This is a genomic window from Rhizobium sp. BK316, from assembly GCF_014193695.1.
GTDB lineage: Bacteria > Pseudomonadota > Alphaproteobacteria > Rhizobiales > Rhizobiaceae > Rhizobium.
In genome coordinates, this window is sequence record NZ_JACHZR010000001.1 from 588,945 (window position 1) to 608,176 (window position 19,232).

The following is a 19,232-nucleotide window of genomic DNA, read 5'->3' on the forward strand; positions in this document are numbered from 1 at the left end:
AGGGCGGGAAGGCGCGCATGCGGCGTGTAGCCGAAATCCTCATTCAAGGGAAAGACAAAGCGGCCGGCCTGACGCTCAGTTGACAGCTCAAAGCTTCGGGCTGAGCGCCACGATCGCCGCGAAACGGTCCCAATCCTTCGACGCTTTTGGGGTCCAGGCAGCCTCTGCGATTGCCGGAAGACGCGGGAAGACGAGGCGATTGAAATAGCCGCGCGACAGGAAGTGCTCCGACCAGATGCAGGCCTGGACGCCTTTCAGCTTGTGCTTCAATTCCTCCGGGAATTCGCCGGCGGCTTCATAGGCATAGGTGTGGGCCGGCGGTACCGTACCGGCCCAGCTCGCGCCCGGTTCCTGGAAGGCTTCGGCTTGGACCATGTCGAGATAATAGGCCTGGCCCGGCGTCATGACGACGTCATAACCCTGTTCGGCAAGCTCGATGCCGACCTGCGGATTTTCCCAGGCCATCAGGAGGCTGTCCTTCGCCGCGACTCCGCCGCCATGGGCGACCTCGTTCCAGCCGGCGAGCTTGCGGCCGCGCTTGTCGAGCATCGTCTTGACCTGCTTCAGGAGGTAGGATTGCAGCCCGAACGTGCCGGAAATGCCTTGTTCGGCCATCAGCTTCCTGGCAAGCGGCGAGGCGAGCCAGGAGCCGTTCGCCACTTCGTCGCCGCCGATATGGATGTAAGGCGAGGGGAATAGCTCGACCATTTCGTCGAAGACCTTTTCCAGGAATTCGTAGGTCAGCGGCACGGCAGGATTCAGCGCGTTGTTTGGATAGCCCTGAACCGAATGGTAGCTTTCCGGTGCCTCCTGTCCATCGGTCAGTTCGGGCAGAGCAACCAGCGTTGCCGCATTGTGGCCAGGGATATCGATCTCCGGAACTACCTCGACATAAAGGGAACTCGCATGCGCAACGATGTCTCTGACATCCTCCTGCGAGTAGAAGCCACCGACGGGCTCCGCGCCATTGCCGAGCTGCGGCAGCAGCGGCTCGTCCGGACCTCGCAACACGCCCGTTGTCGTCAGCTGCGGATAGGCCTTGATCTCCAGGCGCCAGGCCTCGTCATCGGTCAGATGCCAGTGGAAGATGTTGAGCTTGAACCAGGCAAGGATGTCGATCAGCCGCTTGATGTCGCTGACCGGATAAAACTGCCTGGAAACGTCGAGATGGCAGCCGCGCCAGCTATAGCGGGGGTGATCGGAAATCGTTCCCGAAACCGGGAAGCGGAATTTGCCCTGGCTGACGCGCGCACCGTTCAGCATTTGCGCGAGCGAGGTCAATCCGTACTGGCGCCCTGCGGCGCCGGAATAGGAAAGTACCACGCGATCGGCCGCGAACGTCAGCCGGTAGGCTTCAGCGTCGAGCGAGGTATCCTTGCTGAAGGTGAGCGCGCGACCTTGCGGCGAGCCGGCCAGATTGAAAACCGAATGATCGCTTTCGAAAAGGCGGCGCGTCAGGGAAATGCATGTTGATATCGCCGACAATTCCTCTGCGCTGGCGCCCTCCGGATAGAGGATGACCGGAAAACTATCATCCGGCTTCGCATCGATTTCGGCCGGCCACGGCTGCAGTGCAAAGGGCAGATCGAGCCGGCCCTCGGGCAAAAGCGCGGGCGGAGGCTCGCTCACGCGGCCTTCGAGAAGCAGATCGGAAACGGCGACCGGCATATGCTCTCCGGAAGACAGCGTCAGATAGGCGGACTTGGCGCCGTCAGTGCAATGCCGCGCAGGGCGGTGCAAGCCAGCGACCGTAAAGGTCCAGCTTTCACCGGCTGCGAGGGCCAGTCCTGCCGGCGGTTCGAATTCATGAAAATTGGCATTGCGTCTGAGAAAGGTGGCATTACCGCATGCGGCCGCATCGATGACCCGCGTGAGTGAGGTGTAGACAAGCTTGAAACCGGAGAGCGCCTCACTGGAAAGATTGAAAAGCGTAAAGGCAAAAGCGCCATTCGGCCCGCCATGAGGGTTCCAGCTGCTTTCCAGGCGGTAGTCGGCTGGTTTCATATCTCGTTCCTCTCGTTATGTTCTATGAATCTCAGTAGTGCTCGGACTGGGAAAAAGTCCGGGCAAGCTCGGCCTGTCCGGCTGTCAGGCCGCAGTCGACGGGCAGGCAGACGCCGGTGATCGCCGCAGCCTGCGGCCCGGCCAGAAAGGCGACGGCATTGGCGACGTCCTTCGGATCGACGACGCGCTGCAGCGGATACCAGCGACGGGCATCCTCGAAGACATTGGGATTGGCGGCCGCCCGGACTTCCCAGGCCTGTGTCTTCACCGTTCCGGGGGCAACGGCATTCGCGCGGATGCCGAATTTTCCGTATTCGACGGCGACCAGCCGGGTGAAATGCAGAAGGCCGGCCTTGGCGGCGCTATAGGCCGGATGGCCGAACACGTTCATGCCGTTGACCGAGGCAATGTTGACCATGGAGCCCCGCGACGCCTTCAGCTGGTCTTCGACGGCCCGAAAGCAGAGAAAGGCCGCTTCGAGGTTGAGTGCATTGTCGGCACGCCAGATCTCCGGCGTCGTATCATGCAGGCTGACGGCCCGGGCTGCACCTGCATTGTTGACGAGAGTGCGCAGGCTGCCGAGCTGGGCAGCGCGCCTGGCAAGAGCCGCAACGCTCGTCTCGCTGGTCACGTCGCATTCGATGGGGACGAAGCGGTCGGATGGTCCAAGCCTGCCAGCAACGGCTGCCGCAGCGACGAGATCGATATCCGCAAGCAGAATGACGTCATGATCGGCTGCGAGTCGATCGGCGATCGCCGCGCCGATATCGCCTGCGGCTCCCGTGACGATGGCCACTGATTGCGTCATTGTCGCTCCCTCTTGTTGATCAGTCTCCAAGCAGCTGCTTGTCGTCGCCATCGCGGTGTGTAACCAGCTGCTGCTTGATGCGTCTCAGCGTCGTCGTCGCCTTCGCTTGGATGGCATAGGCGACGAGGCTCGCCAGGATATCGACGGTTGCGATATAGGCGATACGCGTCGATGTCGGACGGAAGATGTTCGTTCCTTCCGGAAGATCGATCGGCACGACGATCCCGGCGGCCCTTGCGACCGGGCTGTCGGTCTGCGTCAGCGCAATGGTCCTGACCTTGGCCTCGCGGGCCAGCACAAAAGCCCGCACCAGTTCTGCGTTGCGCCCGGAAAAGGACGAACCGATGATCACATCGCCAGCCTTCGCTGCCGCCGCCATCATCAGCTGCATGCTGTGGTCGGAACTGGAGGTGATCCTGAGACCAAGGCGAAAGAGCCGATTCTGCAGCTCATCGGCGATCATCGAGGAATTGCCACCCGATCCGAAGGCATAGATCATCTCCGCCTTGGCGATCTGCGCAACAGCGGCCTCGATCGCGGTTAGGTCCAGCGAGCGATGCAAGAGGAAAAGGGCGTTCTGCGCCTTGGTGATGATATCCTGAGCGACATCGGCCGGATCGCTGCTCTTTGATTCCGGCTTCAGGTAACGCACGCCGACATGGGCGGTGCGGGCAAGCTGCACCTTGAAATCGGAAAAACTGTCGCAGCCGAGGCGGCGGCAGAAACGTGTAACCGTTGGCGGCGAGACTTCTGCGCGTTCGGCAAGCTCGATGATCGAGGCATTCACCGCGAATTCGAAATCATTGACAATGATGTCGGCGATGCGGCTCTCGGAGGCGGAAAGCCGGCTTCTGTCTTCCTGCAATGTGGAAAAGATATCCAAGCCGATCCTCCCGCCGATCCGTCAGTCAACTTTTCTTCTTATAGGCAACGCAGTCGATCTCGATCTTGCAATCCACCATCATCGACGATTGGACGCAGGCGCGGGCCGGCGGATGCGCGCCGAAATAATCCTGATAGATCTTGTTGAATGTCCAGAAATCGCGGGGATCGTCCAGCCAGACGCCGACGCGCACCACGTCCTCGACGCCGTATCCGGCTTCATCGAGAATAGCGAGCACATTGGCGATCGTCTTGTGCGTCTGGGCAACGATATTGCCGTCGATGATCTCGCCGTTTTCCATCGCCACCTGCCCGGAGACATAGAGCCAGCCATCGGCCTCGACCGCGCGCGCAAAAGGCAACGGCTTGCCGCCGGCGCCGGTCTGAACAGTGCCATATCGCTTGATGGACATGCTAGGATCCCTGCAAATTATTTTCTTGATAAGTTGACAAGGGACCATAGAAAGCAGATTTTGACCAGTGAAAAACGCTATTTATGAAAAGAATTTAAATCGGGAGCGAAGATGCGTGATCCTTTCAAAAATCCTTTTCCGCCCTCCGATACGGCTCGGCACGCCATTTGGGAGATGCTTGTGCCCCGCGACATCGATGCCTTTCTGGCCGCCGACTGGTCGATGGTCGAAGATGATTTCGTCGAGGAAGGCTTCATCGGCATTGATGGTCGCAAAGAGGTTAGCCCCGACAAGTGGCGCCTGGCATTCCCCACGCTCGGCGCCTATCGCGATGAGTGGCTGAGGCAGGCAAAGGATTTCGCGACACAGAGCTTTGCCGAGGACGCTCGCACGGCGATCTTCACCACCACGACGCTCGAAGACATCGAGATCGAGGACGACATGGCGCTTGTCCGCAAGAAGTTCGACGGAGGCCTGACGAAGCGCGATGGCACCCGCGATATCATGCAGTGGCAGACGCTCTATTATTGCAGGCTCCACGAAGGACGGTGGAAGATCTGCGGATTTACCGGCTACCTGCCGAACCCAATGGGTTGAGGCGGGGCCGCAAAACAAGGCCAAATCACTTGCGCATTTTCACGGCGGCACTGGCGACCGAAACCAATACGTTTTCCCCGATTTGTGTGGACCGCCGCGCTTTCGAAGCATCTCTTTATGCCCCACCTGGCCAGCATCCGGAAACGCCTACACTCTGCACCGCGCCGATCACTGTCGGTCGCCGCGTCGCCGTCGAAAAGGGCTGGGAGCTGATCGAGGGCACTGCAGCCTGGGCAGACCCCGCCGGCCTCGTCAATCGCGAGGCCTATGAAGGGTTGCGCGACGAAATCCTTGGGCAGCTCCGTGCCGCAATGCCTGTCGACGCCGTGGTGATGGGCCTGCATGGGGCAATGGTGGCAGCGGGATATGAGGACACGGAAGGCGACCTGCTGACCCGCATGCGCGACATCGTCGGGCCAGACGTGCTGATCTGCGCTGAACTCGATCCGCATAGCCATCTGACCCGGAAGCGCATCGAGGCGTTGAATTTCGCCATCTATTTCAAGGAATTCCCGCATACGGATTTCGTCGATCGCGCCGAGGATCTCTGGCGCATCGCGGTCGACGTGCTTGAGGGCAGGGTCAAGCCGGTCAATTCGGTGTTCGACTGCCGGATGATCGATGTCTTCCCGACGTCACGCGATCCGATGCGCTCCTTCGTCGACAAGATCATGCGGATCGAAAAAGAAGATCCGGACATCCTGTCGATCTCCGTGGTCCACGGCTTCATGGTCGGCGATGTGCCGGAGATGGGCACCAAGCTGCTTGTCGTCACTGACAACAATCCGCAAAAGGGTGCGTTGCTGGCGCGCGAACTCGGCATGGAGCTGTTTTCCAAGCGTGGCACCTTCATGGTGCCGCAGATCGACGAGAGGGAAGCCGTATCCCGGGCGATCGCCGCTAAAGCCTGGCCGGTCGTCATTGCCGATGTCTGGGACAATCCGGGTGGTGGGACTGCCGGCGATGCCACCGTCATTCTCGAGGAGCTTCTGGCGCGCGGTGTGGCAAGTGCTGCTGTCGGCACGATCTGGGATCCGGTTGCCGTTCAGATCTGTTTTGCCGCAGGCGAGGGGGCCGAAATTCCGCTGCGCTTCGGTGCGAAATCGGCACCGGGGACCGGCAATCCTGTCGACGGCATGGTCAAGGTGGTCAAACTAGTGAAGAACGCCGAGATGCAATTCGGCGAGAGCCTCGCACCATTCGGTGATGCGGCGCATATCGTGCTTGATGGCATCGACATCATTCTGAATTCGACGCGGGCGCAGAGTTTCGATCCGAGCCTGTTTTCTGTAATGGGCATCGATCCGACCAGGCAGAAGATTTTGGTGATCAAGTCCACCAACCATTTCTTCGCATCCTTCTCGAAGATCGCCGCCGAAATCCTGTACTGTTCGGCGGGAACCCCCTATCCCAACAATCCGGCGACGACCCACTATCGCCGTGCACCGAAGACCATCTGGCCGATCGTGGCCGATCCTCATGGAACCGAACGCGGAGCTGCCTGAATGCATGACAACCGGTTTGCCGTCGTCGCCAAGACTGGAGACAGGATCGTGGATCTTTCCACGCCTCGCCCGATCATCGACGAAGACAGACTGGCGGCCAACATCTCAAGGGTCCAGTCTTACATGGACGAGCACGGGCTGAATTTCCGTCCACATATCAAGACCCATAAGATACCGGCGCTCGCTGCGGCCCAGGTCGCGGCCGGCGCCAAGGGTATCAATTGCCAGAAGGTGACAGAGGCAGAGGTCTTTGCCGAAGCCGGTTTCGAAGACATCCTGATCACCTTCAATATTATCGGAGCCCCGAAGCTCGAACGGCTCGCCGCCTTGAACGATCGCATTTCCGGTCTCAAAGTCGTTGCCGACAGCGACGTGACGGTCGACGGCCTGTCTGCACATTTCTCCGGCCGCAAGCCGCTGACCGTGCTCGTGGAATGCGATACCGGCGGTGCCCGCTGCGGCGTCCAGACGCCCGAGCAGGCGGTCTCGCTCGCCAGACGCATCCTTGCCGCCGACGGGCTGACATTCGGCGGTATCCTCACCTATCCGAAGCCGCAGTCGGCCGATGTCGTCGAAGCTTTCATCCAAGCCGCATTAAAGCAATTGGCGGCAGACGGTATCGCCTGCCCGATCGTCAGCAATGGCGGTACGCCCAGCCTCTTTCAGGCGCATCTGGTCAAATCGGCGACGGAACACCGGGCAGGGACCTATATCTATAATGACCGTCAGATGATCCGGATGGGACATTGCACGCAAGACGATTGCGCGATGCACGTTTTGGCAACAGTGGTGTCACGGCCGAATGCCGGCCGCGCCGTTATTGACGCAGGTTCGAAGGCGCTGACCTCCGATCTTCAGGGCTTTGCCGATTTCGGCCTCGTCGTCGGATATCCCGAGGCGAAGATAGCCAGCCTCTCCGAAGAGCACGGCGTCATCGACCTTTCGGCCTGCACCGCTACGCGGCCTGAGATCGGCGAAAAGCTCTTCATCATCCCGAACCACACATGCGTGGTTTCGAACCTGTTCGACACGATGGTCTTCCATCGCGACGGCATCGTCACGCGCGTCGAGGACGTCGCCGCGCGCGGGCTTGTCTGGTAGCTGATCAATCGACCCTTCACGCCGTTGCCGGAGCCAGCAGGTTCATGTCGATATCGGTGAGCTCGACGTGGCGTTCGAAGGCGACACCTTCCTCGTCAAAGAGATGGCAATCGGCGGCATTGATACCGACGGTAACCGGCGCCTCGGTACGGATACCGACACTGCCGGGCAGCATGGCGCAGAAGTTTTCCGTTTCGCTGCCGAGCGCCGCATAGGCCACGGTGTTCGCGCCAAGCCGCTCGATGACGCTGGGCGTAACCGTCAGCGAAATATCGCCGGAGCTGAGCTGGATATGTTCCGGCCGAATACCGAGTGTCATTATCTTGCCGACCATGCCGTCGCGGGGCTTCACCGGTAGGGTCGCCGTCTGGCCGCGATAGTCGACGATCGCGTCTGCCTCGCTTGCGGACGTGCAGGTCACGGGCAGGAAATTCATTTTCGGATTGCCGATGAAGCCGGCGACGAACTGGTTGGCGGGCTTATGATAGAGCTCAAGCGGCGCACCGGTCTGTGAAATATTGCCGGCGTCCAGCACGACGATGCGGTCGGCCATTGTCATGGCTTCCACCTGGTCGTGCGTCACATAAATCATCGTCGCCTTCAACTGCCGGTGGAGCTTGGCGAGTTCGATGCGCATGTCGGCGCGAAGGGCGGCATCAAGGTTGGAAAGAGGCTCGTCGAACAGGAAGATTTTCGGCTCGCGGACGATGGCGCGGCCGATTGCGACGCGCTGGCGCTGTCCGCCCGAGAGCATGCCGGGTTTCTGCTGCAGCCTCGTTTCGAGATGCAGGATACGAGCGGCATTCTCGACCTTGGCCTTGAGCTTTTCCTCCTCCATCTTTTCCACACGAAGAGGGAAGGCGATGTTTTCGAAAACCGTCATGTGCGGGTAGAGCGCATAGGACTGGAAGACCATGGCGATGCCGCGCTTGACCGGCGGCAGGTCGTTGACCCTGACGCCATTGATGATGATGTCGCCTTTGCTCGTCGCATCGAGACCTGCGATCATGCGCAGGAGGGTGGACTTGCCACATCCCGAAGGCCCGACGAAGACGACGAACTCACCGTCCCTGACGTCGAGCTCGACGCCTTTCAGAACTTCGTAGTCGCCATAGAATTTTTGAACCTTGTTGAGCTGAAGCTGTCCCAAAAATCTGTCTCCGGTCCCGGCCTGAATGCGCAAAAGTTTGGTCGGTGAGGATCGCAGATCGTCAACCTGCGATCCTCGACGTCGGCTTACTTGAAGGCCTCGATCTCGCCTGCAGCCTTCTTCAGAGCGGCTTCAGGCTCGGCCTTGCCGGTGACGACGGACTGGACCATCTCGATCATCGAATTCTGGAAGCCCTTGTAGTCGGTGAAGAGCGGCTCGGGACCACCATAGCTGATGCCCTCGATGAACGGCTTCCAGAAGGGGTCCTTGGCGACGAATTCGTCAACCTTTGCGGACGGACGCAGCGGGGTGAGGCCTGCGCCGCCCTGCAGCTCGTATTCACCCTGGATGTCGGGCGAGGTGATATACTTGGCGAATTCGATCGCCTTGTCCTCGACGCCCGAACCCTTGAAGATCGCAAGGCTGTCGGTGATGAGAAGCGTGCCTGCACCCTTGGCATCGGGACCAAGCGGCAGCGTTGTGACACCCCAGTTGACCTTCGTATCCTTCAGGCGATAGGCGGCACCGGAGCCGGCCTGGATCATCGCGACCTTGCCATCGAGGAAGATGGCGCGGACTTCGTTCTGCTCATAGGCGGTCGGACCTTCTTCGGCATAGGCCGAAATATCCTTATAGGCCTTCAGCGCGGCAAGGATCTGCGGGCTGTCGAGCGTGATCTTGCCTTCGGCGTCGGTCACGGCACCGTTGTTGGTGTACACCCAATGCATGAACTGATGCATCGTGTTGTCGAAGGTCTTGGCAGAAAGACCGAAGCCCGGAATGCCGGTCTTTTCCTTGATGGTCTTCGCCATCTGGATTTCTTCAGCCCAGGTCTTCGGCGGCGTTTCGGGATCGAGGCCTGCCTGCTTGAAGAGATCCTTGTTCCAGTAGAGCGCCTTGGTGGAGAAGGCGATCGGGACGCCCCACTGGTTACCCTCGAAGGTGACAGTGTCGACGATATGCGGGTAATAACCCTTCTTCTCGTCATCGGTCATCGGAACGGGAACGATGAGGTCGTTCTGCGCGAACTCTTTCAGCGTGCGCGAGCCGACATAGGCCATGGCAACCGGCGTGCCGGCGGCAGCCAGCGTCGTTGCCTTGTCCTGGCACTGTGCCCAGCCGACCACTTCCGGCGAGATCTTCCAGCCGGCATTCTTGGATTCCCATTCCTTGATATACTTGGTGTGGATCGGGTCGATCGTGTCGCCGCAATAGATCCAGCTGATTTCCTTGTCGGCTGCCTGGGCCGTAACCGCGGTCAATGCGGTGGAACCGAGCAGGGCGAGCGCTATAAGGCCTGTCTTGATGGTAATGCTCACGTCGTTACTCCCATTCTCTGTGTTAGCTGTTCACTCTTATTGTTGGTCTTATTGTTTCACCGCACCGGCAGTCAGGCCGCCGACGAGATAGCGCTGAAGGAAGAAGATGACGATCATCGCCGGCGCGATGCCGACGAAGGAGGCCGCCATCAGTTCGTTCCAGATGACCTCCTGCTTGCCAAAGTAAGCGAAGAGTCCCACCGGCAGGGGCATGTATTCCGTCTTCGAGTTGAAGGTCAGCGCGAAGATGAACTGCTGGGCATAGGCGCCGATGAAGGTGGTGATCGCGACGACGACAATCCCCGGCATCGCAATGGGCAGAATGACCCGGCGCAGCGTATAGAAATGGCTGGCGCCATCCATGTAGGCCGCTTCGTTGAGTTCCTGTGGAATGCGGATCATGTAGGTGCGCAGCAGCCAGATCGCAGAAGGGATCAGGAAGGCGACGCCCGGTACGATCATCGCAAGATAGGTGTTCAAAACACCCATGCTGCGCATCAAGCGAAAGAGCGGGATGAGCAGAACGGCGCCGGAGAACATATTCACCGTCAGGAAGGCGCCGAGCAGGATGCCCATGCCCTTGAACTCGAACCTCGCAAACGCATAGGCCGCGGGAATAACGAGGCAGAGCACGATCACGGTCACGATGATCGAGATGAAGAACGAGTTGAAGATGTAACGACCGAAGCCCGGTACGCTGATCCACATGGTCCGGTAGGCTTCGAACGAGCCGTTTTCCGGCCAGAAGCGGTAGGGCGAGGAGAAGAGCTGGCTCAGCGGCTTCAGCGACACCAGGAAGCCTTCGACGAAGGGCGAGAGAACGAAGAACAGGAAGAGCGCTATGCCGCAATAGATGAGGATGATTTCCCACCAGCTATAGCGATCGATCATGGGACGGCTGCTCATGCGCGCTTCTCCGGGTTCAGGCGGCGGGTGACACGGAAATAGGCGATGCAGAAAAGCGACAGGAAGATGCAGATCAGCACCGCGCGCGCTGCGCCTTCGCCATATTTCTTCGAGCCGATCGCCGTCTGATAGGTGTCGATGATCATCGTCGTCGTTTCGCCGCTCGGGCCGCCCTGCGTCAGAATCCAGATGATGTCGAAGGAATTGAAGGTCGCAATCAGCGACAGCATCGACATGGTGATGATGGCCGGAACCATCAGCGGCAGCGTGATGCGGCGGAAGCGATACCAGCGGCCGGCCCCGTCGGTCCATGCTGCCTCGTAGAGGTCCTTTGGAATCGACTGGATCGCGGCCAGGAAGTAGATCGTCACCAGCGGCACGCCGATCCAGACGTCGGTGACAATCGTCGCCCAGAAGGCGGTACTGCCATAGGCGAGGAAGGCGACCGGACCGTCGACGAGGCCGAAGCGCTGCAGCAATCCGGAGATCATTCCGAACTGGCCATTATACATCCAGCCCCACATGAAGATGCCGATTGCCATCGGCACGATCCACGGCGGCATGGTGAGCAGTCGAAACAGCGACCGGCCAGGCACGGCGGCGTTCAGCATCGCAGCGCCGAACGTGCCGATGATCATCTTCAGCGCGACCGAAAAGAAAGTCCAGATGAAGGTTCGGACGATGACTTCCACAAAGGTGGGATTGAAGATCTTCTCGTAATTGACCCAGCCAACCCAGTTCGTCACCTTCCGCAGCGATGCATCCGTAAAAGACAGGATGAACGTATCGACCAGCGGATAGGCGACGATCGCGAGCACATAGAGGACAGCCGGAAAGAGAAGGATCCAGGCGAAGATGACGGCACTTTTCTGAGCACTCATCTTGCCGGTCTCCTCAGGCCGCTCTGGAGTGTAGCGCCTCGTCGAACCGGTCCCATATGGGACGAAGGTCGATTACGGCCTTCTTCATGCGGGCTTCATCCATGGCGAGCGCCAGGATGCCTGCCTCCAATGCGTTGAGCGTGGAAACCGGGAGTTCCGAACCGGTGCGCACGCTCTGCAGAATATCGGCTGCCATCTGTTCGTCGGCGCCGTAATGCTGCGACAGCTCGGTCGCGGCATATTTGTTTTCGACGATCTTGTTGCCGGTCAGCTGCTCGTGCACATCGAGGTAGCCGCGAACGAAGTCGCCTTCGGCCATGCCGCGCGAGCCCATGATGGCGAAGCGGCGGAATTGGTCGGGAACATTCAGGTTGGTGTGGAAATTCATGCCGACGCCGTTGGCGTATTCGACGATCGCCACCTGGTAATCGATGATGTCGGCGTCGCTGTCGAACACCTTGTCCGAGCCCATCCAGCCGCTCGGCTTGCGGTGGAAGAGTTCCAGATCGTTGATGCCTTCGCGCGCCGGGTCGTTGGCGGGGATAAAGCTCTTGCGGCCGCCGAAGCTTGCGACCCGTTCGGGACGGGCGCCCACCACACCATTATAAAGGTCGAGATCGTGGCAGCATTTCTCCAGCATGAAACTGCCGGAATAACGCTCGTAGCGGCGCCAGTCGCGCATAAAGAACGCGCCGTGATAGGGCTCGATATGTTCGGAGGCTTCGATGGAAACGATATGGCCGAGCTTGCCTTCGGCCTGGATGGCGCGCAGGTCCTTATAAAGAGGCGAGTAGCGCAGCACGAGACCGACCATCAGCCGCTCATGGCCGAACTTCGCCATCAGGGAGGCAAGTTCGATGCTCTCGGCGATCGTCGTCACAATCGGCTTTTCGCAGAAGACCTTGAGACCAGCCTCGAGACCGAGGCGGATATGATCGAGATGCATGTGGTTGGGAGAGCCGATCATCAGGAGATCGAGCTTTTCGGAAGCGAGGAGCTCCTGCGGCGAACCATAGGCCGTGCCGACAGAGACGCCATTTTCGGTCAGTCCGGGAAGTCCCGCAGGATCCGGATCGACGTAACCGACGATCTCGAAGCTGCTGTCGATAGCCTTGAAGACATAGCCAAGATAGCCGAGCCGGAATCCCAGCCCTATGATTCCCACTTTCATGCCAACAATGTTCCCAACTCGTAATTTATTTTCTTCAAGTTGGGACAAAAAACGAGGGCCGTCAACTGAAAACGGGGTTCGGAGCGAATTGATGAAATTAATTTTCATCATCGATTTGGAGAAGCTCACCCAAGTGCATCACGCGACGTTCAGGGCAGGGGATCATTTTCTCGCGCGCCAGTGTCGGACCGAAATCCAGATAGCGTTCGCGGATCAGATCCAGCGCCGCATTACGAAACTCTTCGCTATGGCGCCGATTACTCGGCTGTGAGCGCTTCTTGGAAACAAGGCCGGCTGGATCATCCAGGTCATAGGCCTGCAGCAGCCGATGGACCTGACTTCGACTGAGGTCGAGCAGTTCGGCAGCCTGGACAACGCTCAGGCGTTCGTCACGGATCTTCTGGATGACTTCGAGGCGATGCAACTCTTTCTGCGACATGGTGATCAAACAGGACATGACGACTCCGACCGCTCATGGTCTCGACCAGGCTGAAGGTCGTCATCCTTGCTCCCAACGTTGGCTTTGACCAGTGCGTCGAGAGGCGACGACTGTCGCATCTCTAACTGGCCCAACTGTCGAATGCACCTGGTGTGAGTTCATGCTGAACCGCGACTTTTGTGCTCATCAAGCTAACCGGCATTCCGCATCTGTGCGAGCAGTTTCTTGCGAAAGACTTCGGCCGGTGTTCGGTAGCCAAGGCATTTGCGGGGCGTCTCGTTGAGCCGGTTGCAGATGTTGATCAGATCAGCATCCGTGACCGACAATGGATCGACCTCTCTCGAAAGCCATTTCCGTACCCTGCCATTGGTATTCTCGACGGTGCCTTTCTGCCATGGCGATTGCGGGTCGCAGAATCAGGTTGGGTGCCAATGCTCGCCTGGAGATAAGGCCAATCCGTGAACTCCGTGCCACGGTCGAAGGTGATCGAGCGACGGGCGAGATGGGGTAGGGTCTTGAGGGCGTGTATGAGACCATCCATGACCGGGCGCGACTGACGGTCGTTGTTGCGCAGGAAGATCGCAAATCGACTAACGCGCTCGACGAGCGACGTCACGTTGGCCTTTCCGAACTTCTTGCGGAACTGGATCAGATCACATTCCCAGTGCCCAAACTGCTTGCGCGCAGCGACGGTGTCGGGGCGGCGCAGAATGTTCAGATCCGAGCTAAACCGTTGACCGTGCTTGCGTCTGGCATGTCTTGGTCTGCGCCTGGCACGACGCTCCGGCAAATGTCGCCACAGCTTGATCGCTTGGCCGTCAGCCGAATATGCGAACTTGTAGATCGTCTCATGGCTTACCGAGATTGGATGGTGCTCCAGGCGCATCCGCCCAGCAATTTGCTGCGGCGACCAGCCGTGTACGATCCGCTCGATTACCGATTGCCGGACATGTGAGAAGCGCGCGAGCTTCCGTAGCTTCGAACGACGATCGCAAGCGGTCTGATGTGCCGTCACACAATAATAGCCGCTGAGATCAGGTATTTGCTTGTCGACAAACGTGTTGCGCCGGATCTCGCGGAAGATCGTCGAACGATGTCGTCCGAGTTTCTCTGCAATGGCGTCAACACTGAGCCCAGCTGACCTCCAACGGGCAATCTTACGGCGTTCGTCCAATCCAATCTGAGAGTAGGTGCGTCGCATTTCGCCTTCCTTGCGAGTGATAACCCATTGGGATCATTAGCAAGTCGCACTTCATCCTTGAACCCACCCCCGCTACATACAAAGATCGCATAACATACGTTATGGAACATTTCGTCAATTTTGTACCACGCATTTCAACGGTCGGCTGCCGCCTGCCGCATCTCCGCCGGAAACGGTGCCGGTCGCGAGATTGACGACCACATTGGGAGGGAAGTTTCAGTCGAAAAAGCCCGCATCCTCTTCGCTGAGATATCTCCTGGCTCCTTCAGCGTCGATATCGAGACCCAGACCCGGCGCTTCCAGTAGGTCCACCATGCTGTCCTTCACGATCTGCGACGGCAAGCCGATTACCAGATCCTCCCACCAGGGGTCGGAGGCACTCGGATATTCGAAGGCGACGTAATTTGCTGGCAAGGTGGCGCAGACATTGATCAACGCGCCGAGGCCCAGCAGGCCGTTGGCTGTGCCGTGTGGTGCCATCAGGATCGAATGCATATAAGCGTGCTCGGCGACCCATTTGAGCTCTGCAATGCCGCCAATATCGGCAGGATCCGGGCCGATGACACGTACCGCCTGCGTCTCGATCAATTCCTTGAAATTATGCCGCAGGTAGATCTGCTCACCAGTATGGATTGGCGTCGAGGTAGAAGTGGTCAGTTCCCGATAGGCCTGCGGATTGACCCACGGCACATAGTCGCCGGTCAGCATGTCCTCGAGCCACATCAGATTGTACCTCTCGACCGCACGAGCGAACTTGATCGCATCGGGCAGCATCCAGCCCGGGCCGCAGTCAAGCGCCAGGCTGACCTTGTCGCCCAGCACTTCCTTCATCGCGATCACGCAGTCGAGCATGTGATTGAAACCACGCTCGCTGATCACGCCCTGGTCCATGGCACCGTGATAGCCGGCCTTCTTCTGCGTCACGCCGTAGTGGAAGCCCCCGATGGTGTCCTTCATGTTGGAGTGAAACGAGATTCCTTGCTTGATCATGAAGAAGTTCTGCGGCTGCTCCATCATCCATTTGACGTCAGCGGCGTAATCCTCCGGCCGATCGCCGGTGCGTTTCTGGCGGATCGAGCCGTTATAGACGCGCACCTTGTCGCGCACCTTGCCGCCGAGGAGCTTATAGACGGGCACGCCCGCGGCCTTGCCGGCAATATCCCACAGCGCATGCTCGATAGCGCTCACCGCCGCGCCGTACGGCTTGAAAGAGCCGCGTTGGCGGATCTTCAGCATGACTCTCTCGACGTCGGTCGGGTCCTCGCCGATCAGGGCCTCGCGGAAATGCAGTACCCAGGGCTTGAGGTAGGATTTGGTGAATTCGACTTCGCCCAAACCATAGAGGCCCTCGTCGGTTACGATGCGGACGATTGGGTGTCTGCCGATAACGGCACAGCGTAGATCGGTGATCTTCATCTTCGGTCCTTTGCCTCAGCTCCAGGTGCGATCCCAGGAATACTCGTCGTCCCAGCGATCCGTAGGCTGCCAAATAGCGGTGACGCCTGGCTGCAGATGCTGCGAGATCACCTCGTCGACGACGTCGTCGATCCCCAGGCCCGGCTTGTCCGGAACAGTGATGAAGCCGTCCTTGACGAGCGGCTTGGGAAGGCCCGTGACGATATCGTCCCACCAGTCGACATCGGCGGAATGGTATTCAAGCGCCATGAAATTTTCGGTCGCGGTCGCGACATGTGCGGCGGCCATGGCGGCGATTGGGCTTTCTGCCATGTGGATGGCCATGGCGACACCATGGTCCTGCGCCATATCTCCGATCTTCTTGGTCTCGAGGATGCCCCCACTGGTTAGCAGGTCCGGGTGAATAACGGAGACGCCGCCGCTCTTCAGCAGAGGCTCGAAGCCTTCCTTGAGGTATATGTCCTCCCCAGTGCAAATCGGCACCGTGGTGGAGTCCTGCAGTTGTCGGTATTGCTCGCTATACTGCCACGGGATCACATCCTCGAGCCAGGCTGGCACGTATTTTTCAATTCGCCTGGCAAGGCGAATGCCGTTCTGCATCGAGATATGGCCGATATGGTCGATCGCAAGCGGCACATCCATGCCGATGACCTCACGCACCTCGGCGATGTATTGCTCAAGCAGGTCGAGGCCCTTGTCGGAAAAGTGGAGGCCGGTAAACGGGTGCTGGACGTTATGCAGATCGTACGCAGCGTTGCGGAGACGCCGCTCTTCTATGGTCTTCAGCGGCCCGCGAGTGGGACCGGTGCGGTATCCTTCCAGCGAGCCGGCAGGAAACACGACCGCACCGGGCACATCCGCGATCTGCATCAATCCCAGATCCATCTTGAGGAAGGTGAAGCCGAGCTCCATGCGCTGCTTGAGGCGCTTACCGGTCTCGGTACCGCTGGGCACGGTGGCGTCGGTATCGCAGTAGACGCGCACTTTCTCCCGAAACCGGCCGCCGAGCATCTGGTAGATCGGGACGCCATAGGCCTTGCCGGCAAGATCCCACAAGGCGATCTCAATCGCCGATACGCCGCCGCCTTGCCGGCCGTGCCCGCCGAACTGCTTGATCCGGCGAAATAGGCGGTCGATGTCGCAAGGGTTCTCGCCAAGCAACCGGCTCTTCAGCATGAGCGCATAGGTGGCGCTGGCGCCGTCGCGCACCTCGCCAAGCCCCACGATGCCCTGGTTGGTGTAAATCTTCAGCAGCGCTGAGGTAAACGGCGCGCCGACAATCTCGGCTACCCGCATGTCGGTGATGCGAAGGTCGGACGGCCTGGAATGCGTGTTTACCCGATTGAGCGCCTCGTCGGCTCCATATGCCTCTGGCATGATTTATCCTCGTTCTGGTCGGGGGCACTTTGGGGTGGCGTTGAGCGCTGCTGGCTAGTCCAGCTCGATCTCGTGATCTTGAAGGTAGTCGCGGTTCATCTCGACGCCGAGACCAGGCTTGGAGGTAAGCTTGAGGCTGCCGTTCGAGATATCGAGGGGCCCATCGATGAGGTGATCGTATTTGCCTAGGTTCCACTCTGACGTTTCAAGCTTGTAGAAATTGGGAACGGTCATCATCACCTGTGCTCCCGCAACGACGTTGATCGGGCCTGCGGCATCGTGCGGCGAAACCGGAATGTAGTAGGCTTCGCAAAGAGCCGAAATCTTCTTGAGTTCGGTAATGCCACCGGTCCAGGTGACATCAGGCATGATGTAGTCGGCAAGCTTGTTTTCGAGCACCCGCACGAAATCCCACTTCGTGTGGCCGCGCTCGCCCCATGAGATAGCGGCGCTGACCTTCTCACGAACCTGCTTGAGGGCGTTGAGGCTCTCCGGTGGACAGGGCTCTTCGAACCAGTCGATCTGACCAGCCTCCTCGAGGCTCCGGCAAAGGCGGATGGCGGTCGGAACGTCGAAGCGGCCATGGGCATCGATGAGGATGTCGACGTCAGAGCCCGCCGTCTCGCGGATCAGAGCCGTAAGTTCGGCGGCTTCGCGCTCATCCTTGCGGGTCATGCTGCCATCGAGATAGCCATCCCGCTGCTCGCGAGCCTGTCCGCCGGCGGTGCGGCCCTGGTGGGGGAAAGGATCGAACTTGAGCGCAGTGTGGCCAGACTCGACGATATCTCGAATTTCCCGGACCACAGCCTCCTTGCTGGTAAACTTGCGCTGGTCGGGATGAGTGTAGAGCGAAATTTCATCGCGTAACGGTCCGCCCAAGAGCTCATAAATCGGCTTGCCAAGAACTTTGCCACGGATGTCCCAGAGGGCGATGTCGATGGCGCTTATGCATTCGACCGCGGCGCCGCGACTGCCCATGTAGGTGAAGCTGCGGAATATCTTGTGCCACAGATACTCGATCCGCGCCGGGTCTTCGCCGGCAATAGCGGCACCGATCTGCCGCAGGATCGTGCAGAGGGCGCGATTGGCGAGCCTTGTCGTGGTGGTGATCTCGCCCCAGCCGCTCACTCCGTCGTCGGTCGTCACCTCGACGAACAGGAACTCTCCCCAATAAGAAGCATCGGATTTGATAAGCCACGGCCGAACGCTGGTGATCTTCATCTCAACTGCCTTTAACTGAAGTGGTGGGGATAACGATATCAAGGGTTATGGATTCTATCCTGCTCGAGCGGCATTACGCGCACGCATGTGTTCGAGGATGTGCCGGCCGGAGCCCTCGACATGGCGTGCAATGAGGTCGGCTGCCTCGTTGGCATGTCCGGCTTTTACATGCGCGATGAGCTCGCGATGCTCATTAAGGATCGCGGCACGCCGGGCGAGCGTGAAGTCGAAACGCCGGCTCACAGCTCGCAGCACTTCGCGATGCTTCCACCAAAGCTCGGCGGCATGGCGGTTGTAATGCTTCTGGTACATGACGGTGTGAAAGGCGGTATCCAGCTCGCTGTGCCTGAACGGGTCGGCGAAGTTGTTCTCTTCAATCAGGCCTTGGATGCGTTCGAGCTCAGCAATGTCCTCGACGGTGGCCATATTCACGAACCATTTCGTCAGCGCCGGCTCGATCAAGACCCCGATCTCGTAGATATCCCGAACGAAGTCCTGATCTATAGGCCTCACGCGCGCTCCGCGGTTGGGAACGAAGGTGACAAAGCCCTCCCCGCGCAACAGTTGCAGAGCCTCGCGCACGGGATTGGTTGAGGTGCCATGGCGCCGGGCGAGATCGGTGACCACAAGCCGCTCGTTGGCAGCGAGCCGCCCTTCGATGATGTCTTCCCTGATCAGTTGATAAAGCGAGGCGCCCTCGCTGGAGGCCCCTATAGCGTCGATGCCTTCGGGTGGCTGTGCTTTAAAATCGCTCGTTTCGGCCAAGACTGCCCCCAAAAAATACACATATTATCCGGTTATCACACGAAGTTTCCGTAAACAATGTACGATTTCTCTCATT

Annotated in this window: 16 protein-coding genes and 2 pseudogenes; 3 read left to right on the forward strand and 15 right to left on the reverse strand. The window is 59.3% G+C overall.

Translation table 11 applies throughout. From position 1 onward, the window contains the following. Positions 1–87: 87 nt before the first annotated feature. From FHT87_RS02580 to FHT87_RS02595, 4 genes are read right to left on the reverse strand one after another with little or no spacing between them, the layout of a single operon-like run. Positions 88–2,004: a beta-N-acetylhexosaminidase gene (locus FHT87_RS02580; RefSeq protein ID WP_183799207.1), complete on the reverse strand. Its 1,917-nt coding sequence runs from the start codon at positions 2,002–2,004 to the stop codon at positions 88–90. 31 nt (positions 2,005–2,035) lie between these two features. Beyond that, positions 2,036–2,812, reverse strand: a complete 777-nt coding sequence (locus tag FHT87_RS02585; protein ID WP_183799210.1) for an SDR family oxidoreductase — start codon at positions 2,810–2,812, stop codon at positions 2,036–2,038. 19 nt (positions 2,813–2,831) lie between these two features. Next, the gene (locus FHT87_RS02590; protein WP_183799213.1) at positions 2,832–3,695 is read right to left on the reverse strand and encodes a MurR/RpiR family transcriptional regulator; all 864 of its coding nucleotides are present in this window, start codon (positions 3,693–3,695) and stop codon (positions 2,832–2,834) included. Between the two features lie 25 nt (positions 3,696–3,720). Then, positions 3,721–4,107 (reverse strand): RidA family protein, encoded by a 387-nt coding sequence (locus FHT87_RS02595; RefSeq protein ID WP_183799232.1) that lies wholly within the window; start codon positions 4,105–4,107, stop codon positions 3,721–3,723. A gap of 111 nt (positions 4,108–4,218) precedes the next feature. Between FHT87_RS02595 and FHT87_RS02600 the strand changes: the two genes are divergently transcribed. Genes FHT87_RS02600 through FHT87_RS02610 form a run of 3 tightly spaced genes read left to right on the forward strand, consistent with a single transcriptional unit; the run spans position 4,219 to position 7,310 of the window. After that, a complete protein-coding gene (locus FHT87_RS02600) occupies positions 4,219–4,704 on the forward strand; it encodes a hypothetical protein (protein ID WP_183799235.1) in 486 nt (161 codons plus the stop codon). Positions 4,705–4,733: 29 nt separating this feature from the next. Further along, on the forward strand, positions 4,734–6,209 hold the full coding sequence (locus FHT87_RS02605; RefSeq protein ID WP_183799238.1) for a M81 family metallopeptidase: 1,476 nt from the start codon (positions 4,734–4,736) through the stop codon (positions 6,207–6,209). Then, positions 6,210–7,310, forward strand: coding sequence for a D-TA family PLP-dependent enzyme (locus FHT87_RS02610; RefSeq protein ID WP_183799241.1), 1,101 nt, complete (start codon positions 6,210–6,212; stop codon positions 7,308–7,310). A 16-nt stretch (positions 7,311–7,326) separates the two neighbouring features. Here FHT87_RS02610 and ugpC read toward each other — a convergent pair whose 3' ends face one another. From ugpC to FHT87_RS02665, 11 genes and pseudogenes are all read right to left on the reverse strand, one after another. Further along, a complete protein-coding gene (gene ugpC, locus FHT87_RS02615; RefSeq protein ID WP_183799244.1) occupies positions 7,327–8,460 on the reverse strand; it encodes a sn-glycerol-3-phosphate ABC transporter ATP-binding protein UgpC in 1,134 nt (377 codons plus the stop codon). A gap of 86 nt (positions 8,461–8,546) precedes the next feature. Beyond that, positions 8,547–9,752, reverse strand: coding sequence for an extracellular solute-binding protein (locus tag FHT87_RS02620; RefSeq protein ID WP_183800984.1), 1,206 nt, complete (start codon positions 9,750–9,752; stop codon positions 8,547–8,549). A 75-nt stretch (positions 9,753–9,827) separates the two neighbouring features. Further along, complete coding sequence (locus FHT87_RS02625; protein WP_183732840.1) at positions 9,828–10,685, reverse strand: carbohydrate ABC transporter permease; 858 nt, start codon at positions 10,683–10,685, stop codon at positions 9,828–9,830. Beyond that, a complete protein-coding gene (locus FHT87_RS02630; protein ID WP_183799247.1) occupies positions 10,682–11,566 on the reverse strand; it encodes a sugar ABC transporter permease in 885 nt (294 codons plus the stop codon). The genes FHT87_RS02625 and FHT87_RS02630 overlap by 4 nt, the downstream gene beginning before the upstream one ends. A 13-nt stretch (positions 11,567–11,579) precedes the next feature. Continuing rightward, entirely contained in the window at positions 11,580–12,737 is a 1,158-nt protein-coding gene (locus FHT87_RS02635) for a Gfo/Idh/MocA family oxidoreductase (protein WP_183799250.1), read from the reverse strand. A gap of 160 nt (positions 12,738–12,897) precedes the next feature. Next, positions 12,898–13,194, reverse strand: a pseudogene (locus FHT87_RS02640) (helix-turn-helix domain-containing protein); the annotation flags it as partial. Positions 13,195–13,367: 173 nt separating this feature from the next. Continuing rightward, a pseudogene (locus tag FHT87_RS02645) lies at positions 13,368–14,377 on the reverse strand (IS30 family transposase). Between the two features lie 216 nt (positions 14,378–14,593). Continuing rightward, positions 14,594–15,793 (reverse strand): mandelate racemase/muconate lactonizing enzyme family protein, encoded by a 1,200-nt coding sequence (locus tag FHT87_RS02650; protein WP_183799253.1) that lies wholly within the window; start codon positions 15,791–15,793, stop codon positions 14,594–14,596. Positions 15,794–15,808: 15 nt separating this feature from the next. Next, positions 15,809–17,170, reverse strand: a complete 1,362-nt coding sequence (locus tag FHT87_RS02655) for a mandelate racemase/muconate lactonizing enzyme family protein (protein ID WP_183799256.1) — start codon at positions 17,168–17,170, stop codon at positions 15,809–15,811. Between the two features lie 54 nt (positions 17,171–17,224). Next, a complete protein-coding gene (locus FHT87_RS02660) occupies positions 17,225–18,391 on the reverse strand; it encodes a mandelate racemase/muconate lactonizing enzyme family protein (RefSeq protein ID WP_183799259.1) in 1,167 nt (388 codons plus the stop codon). Positions 18,392–18,445: 54 nt separating this feature from the next. Further along, entirely contained in the window at positions 18,446–19,156 is a 711-nt protein-coding gene (locus FHT87_RS02665) for a GntR family transcriptional regulator (RefSeq protein WP_183799262.1), read from the reverse strand. Positions 19,157–19,232: the final 76 nt, after the last annotated feature.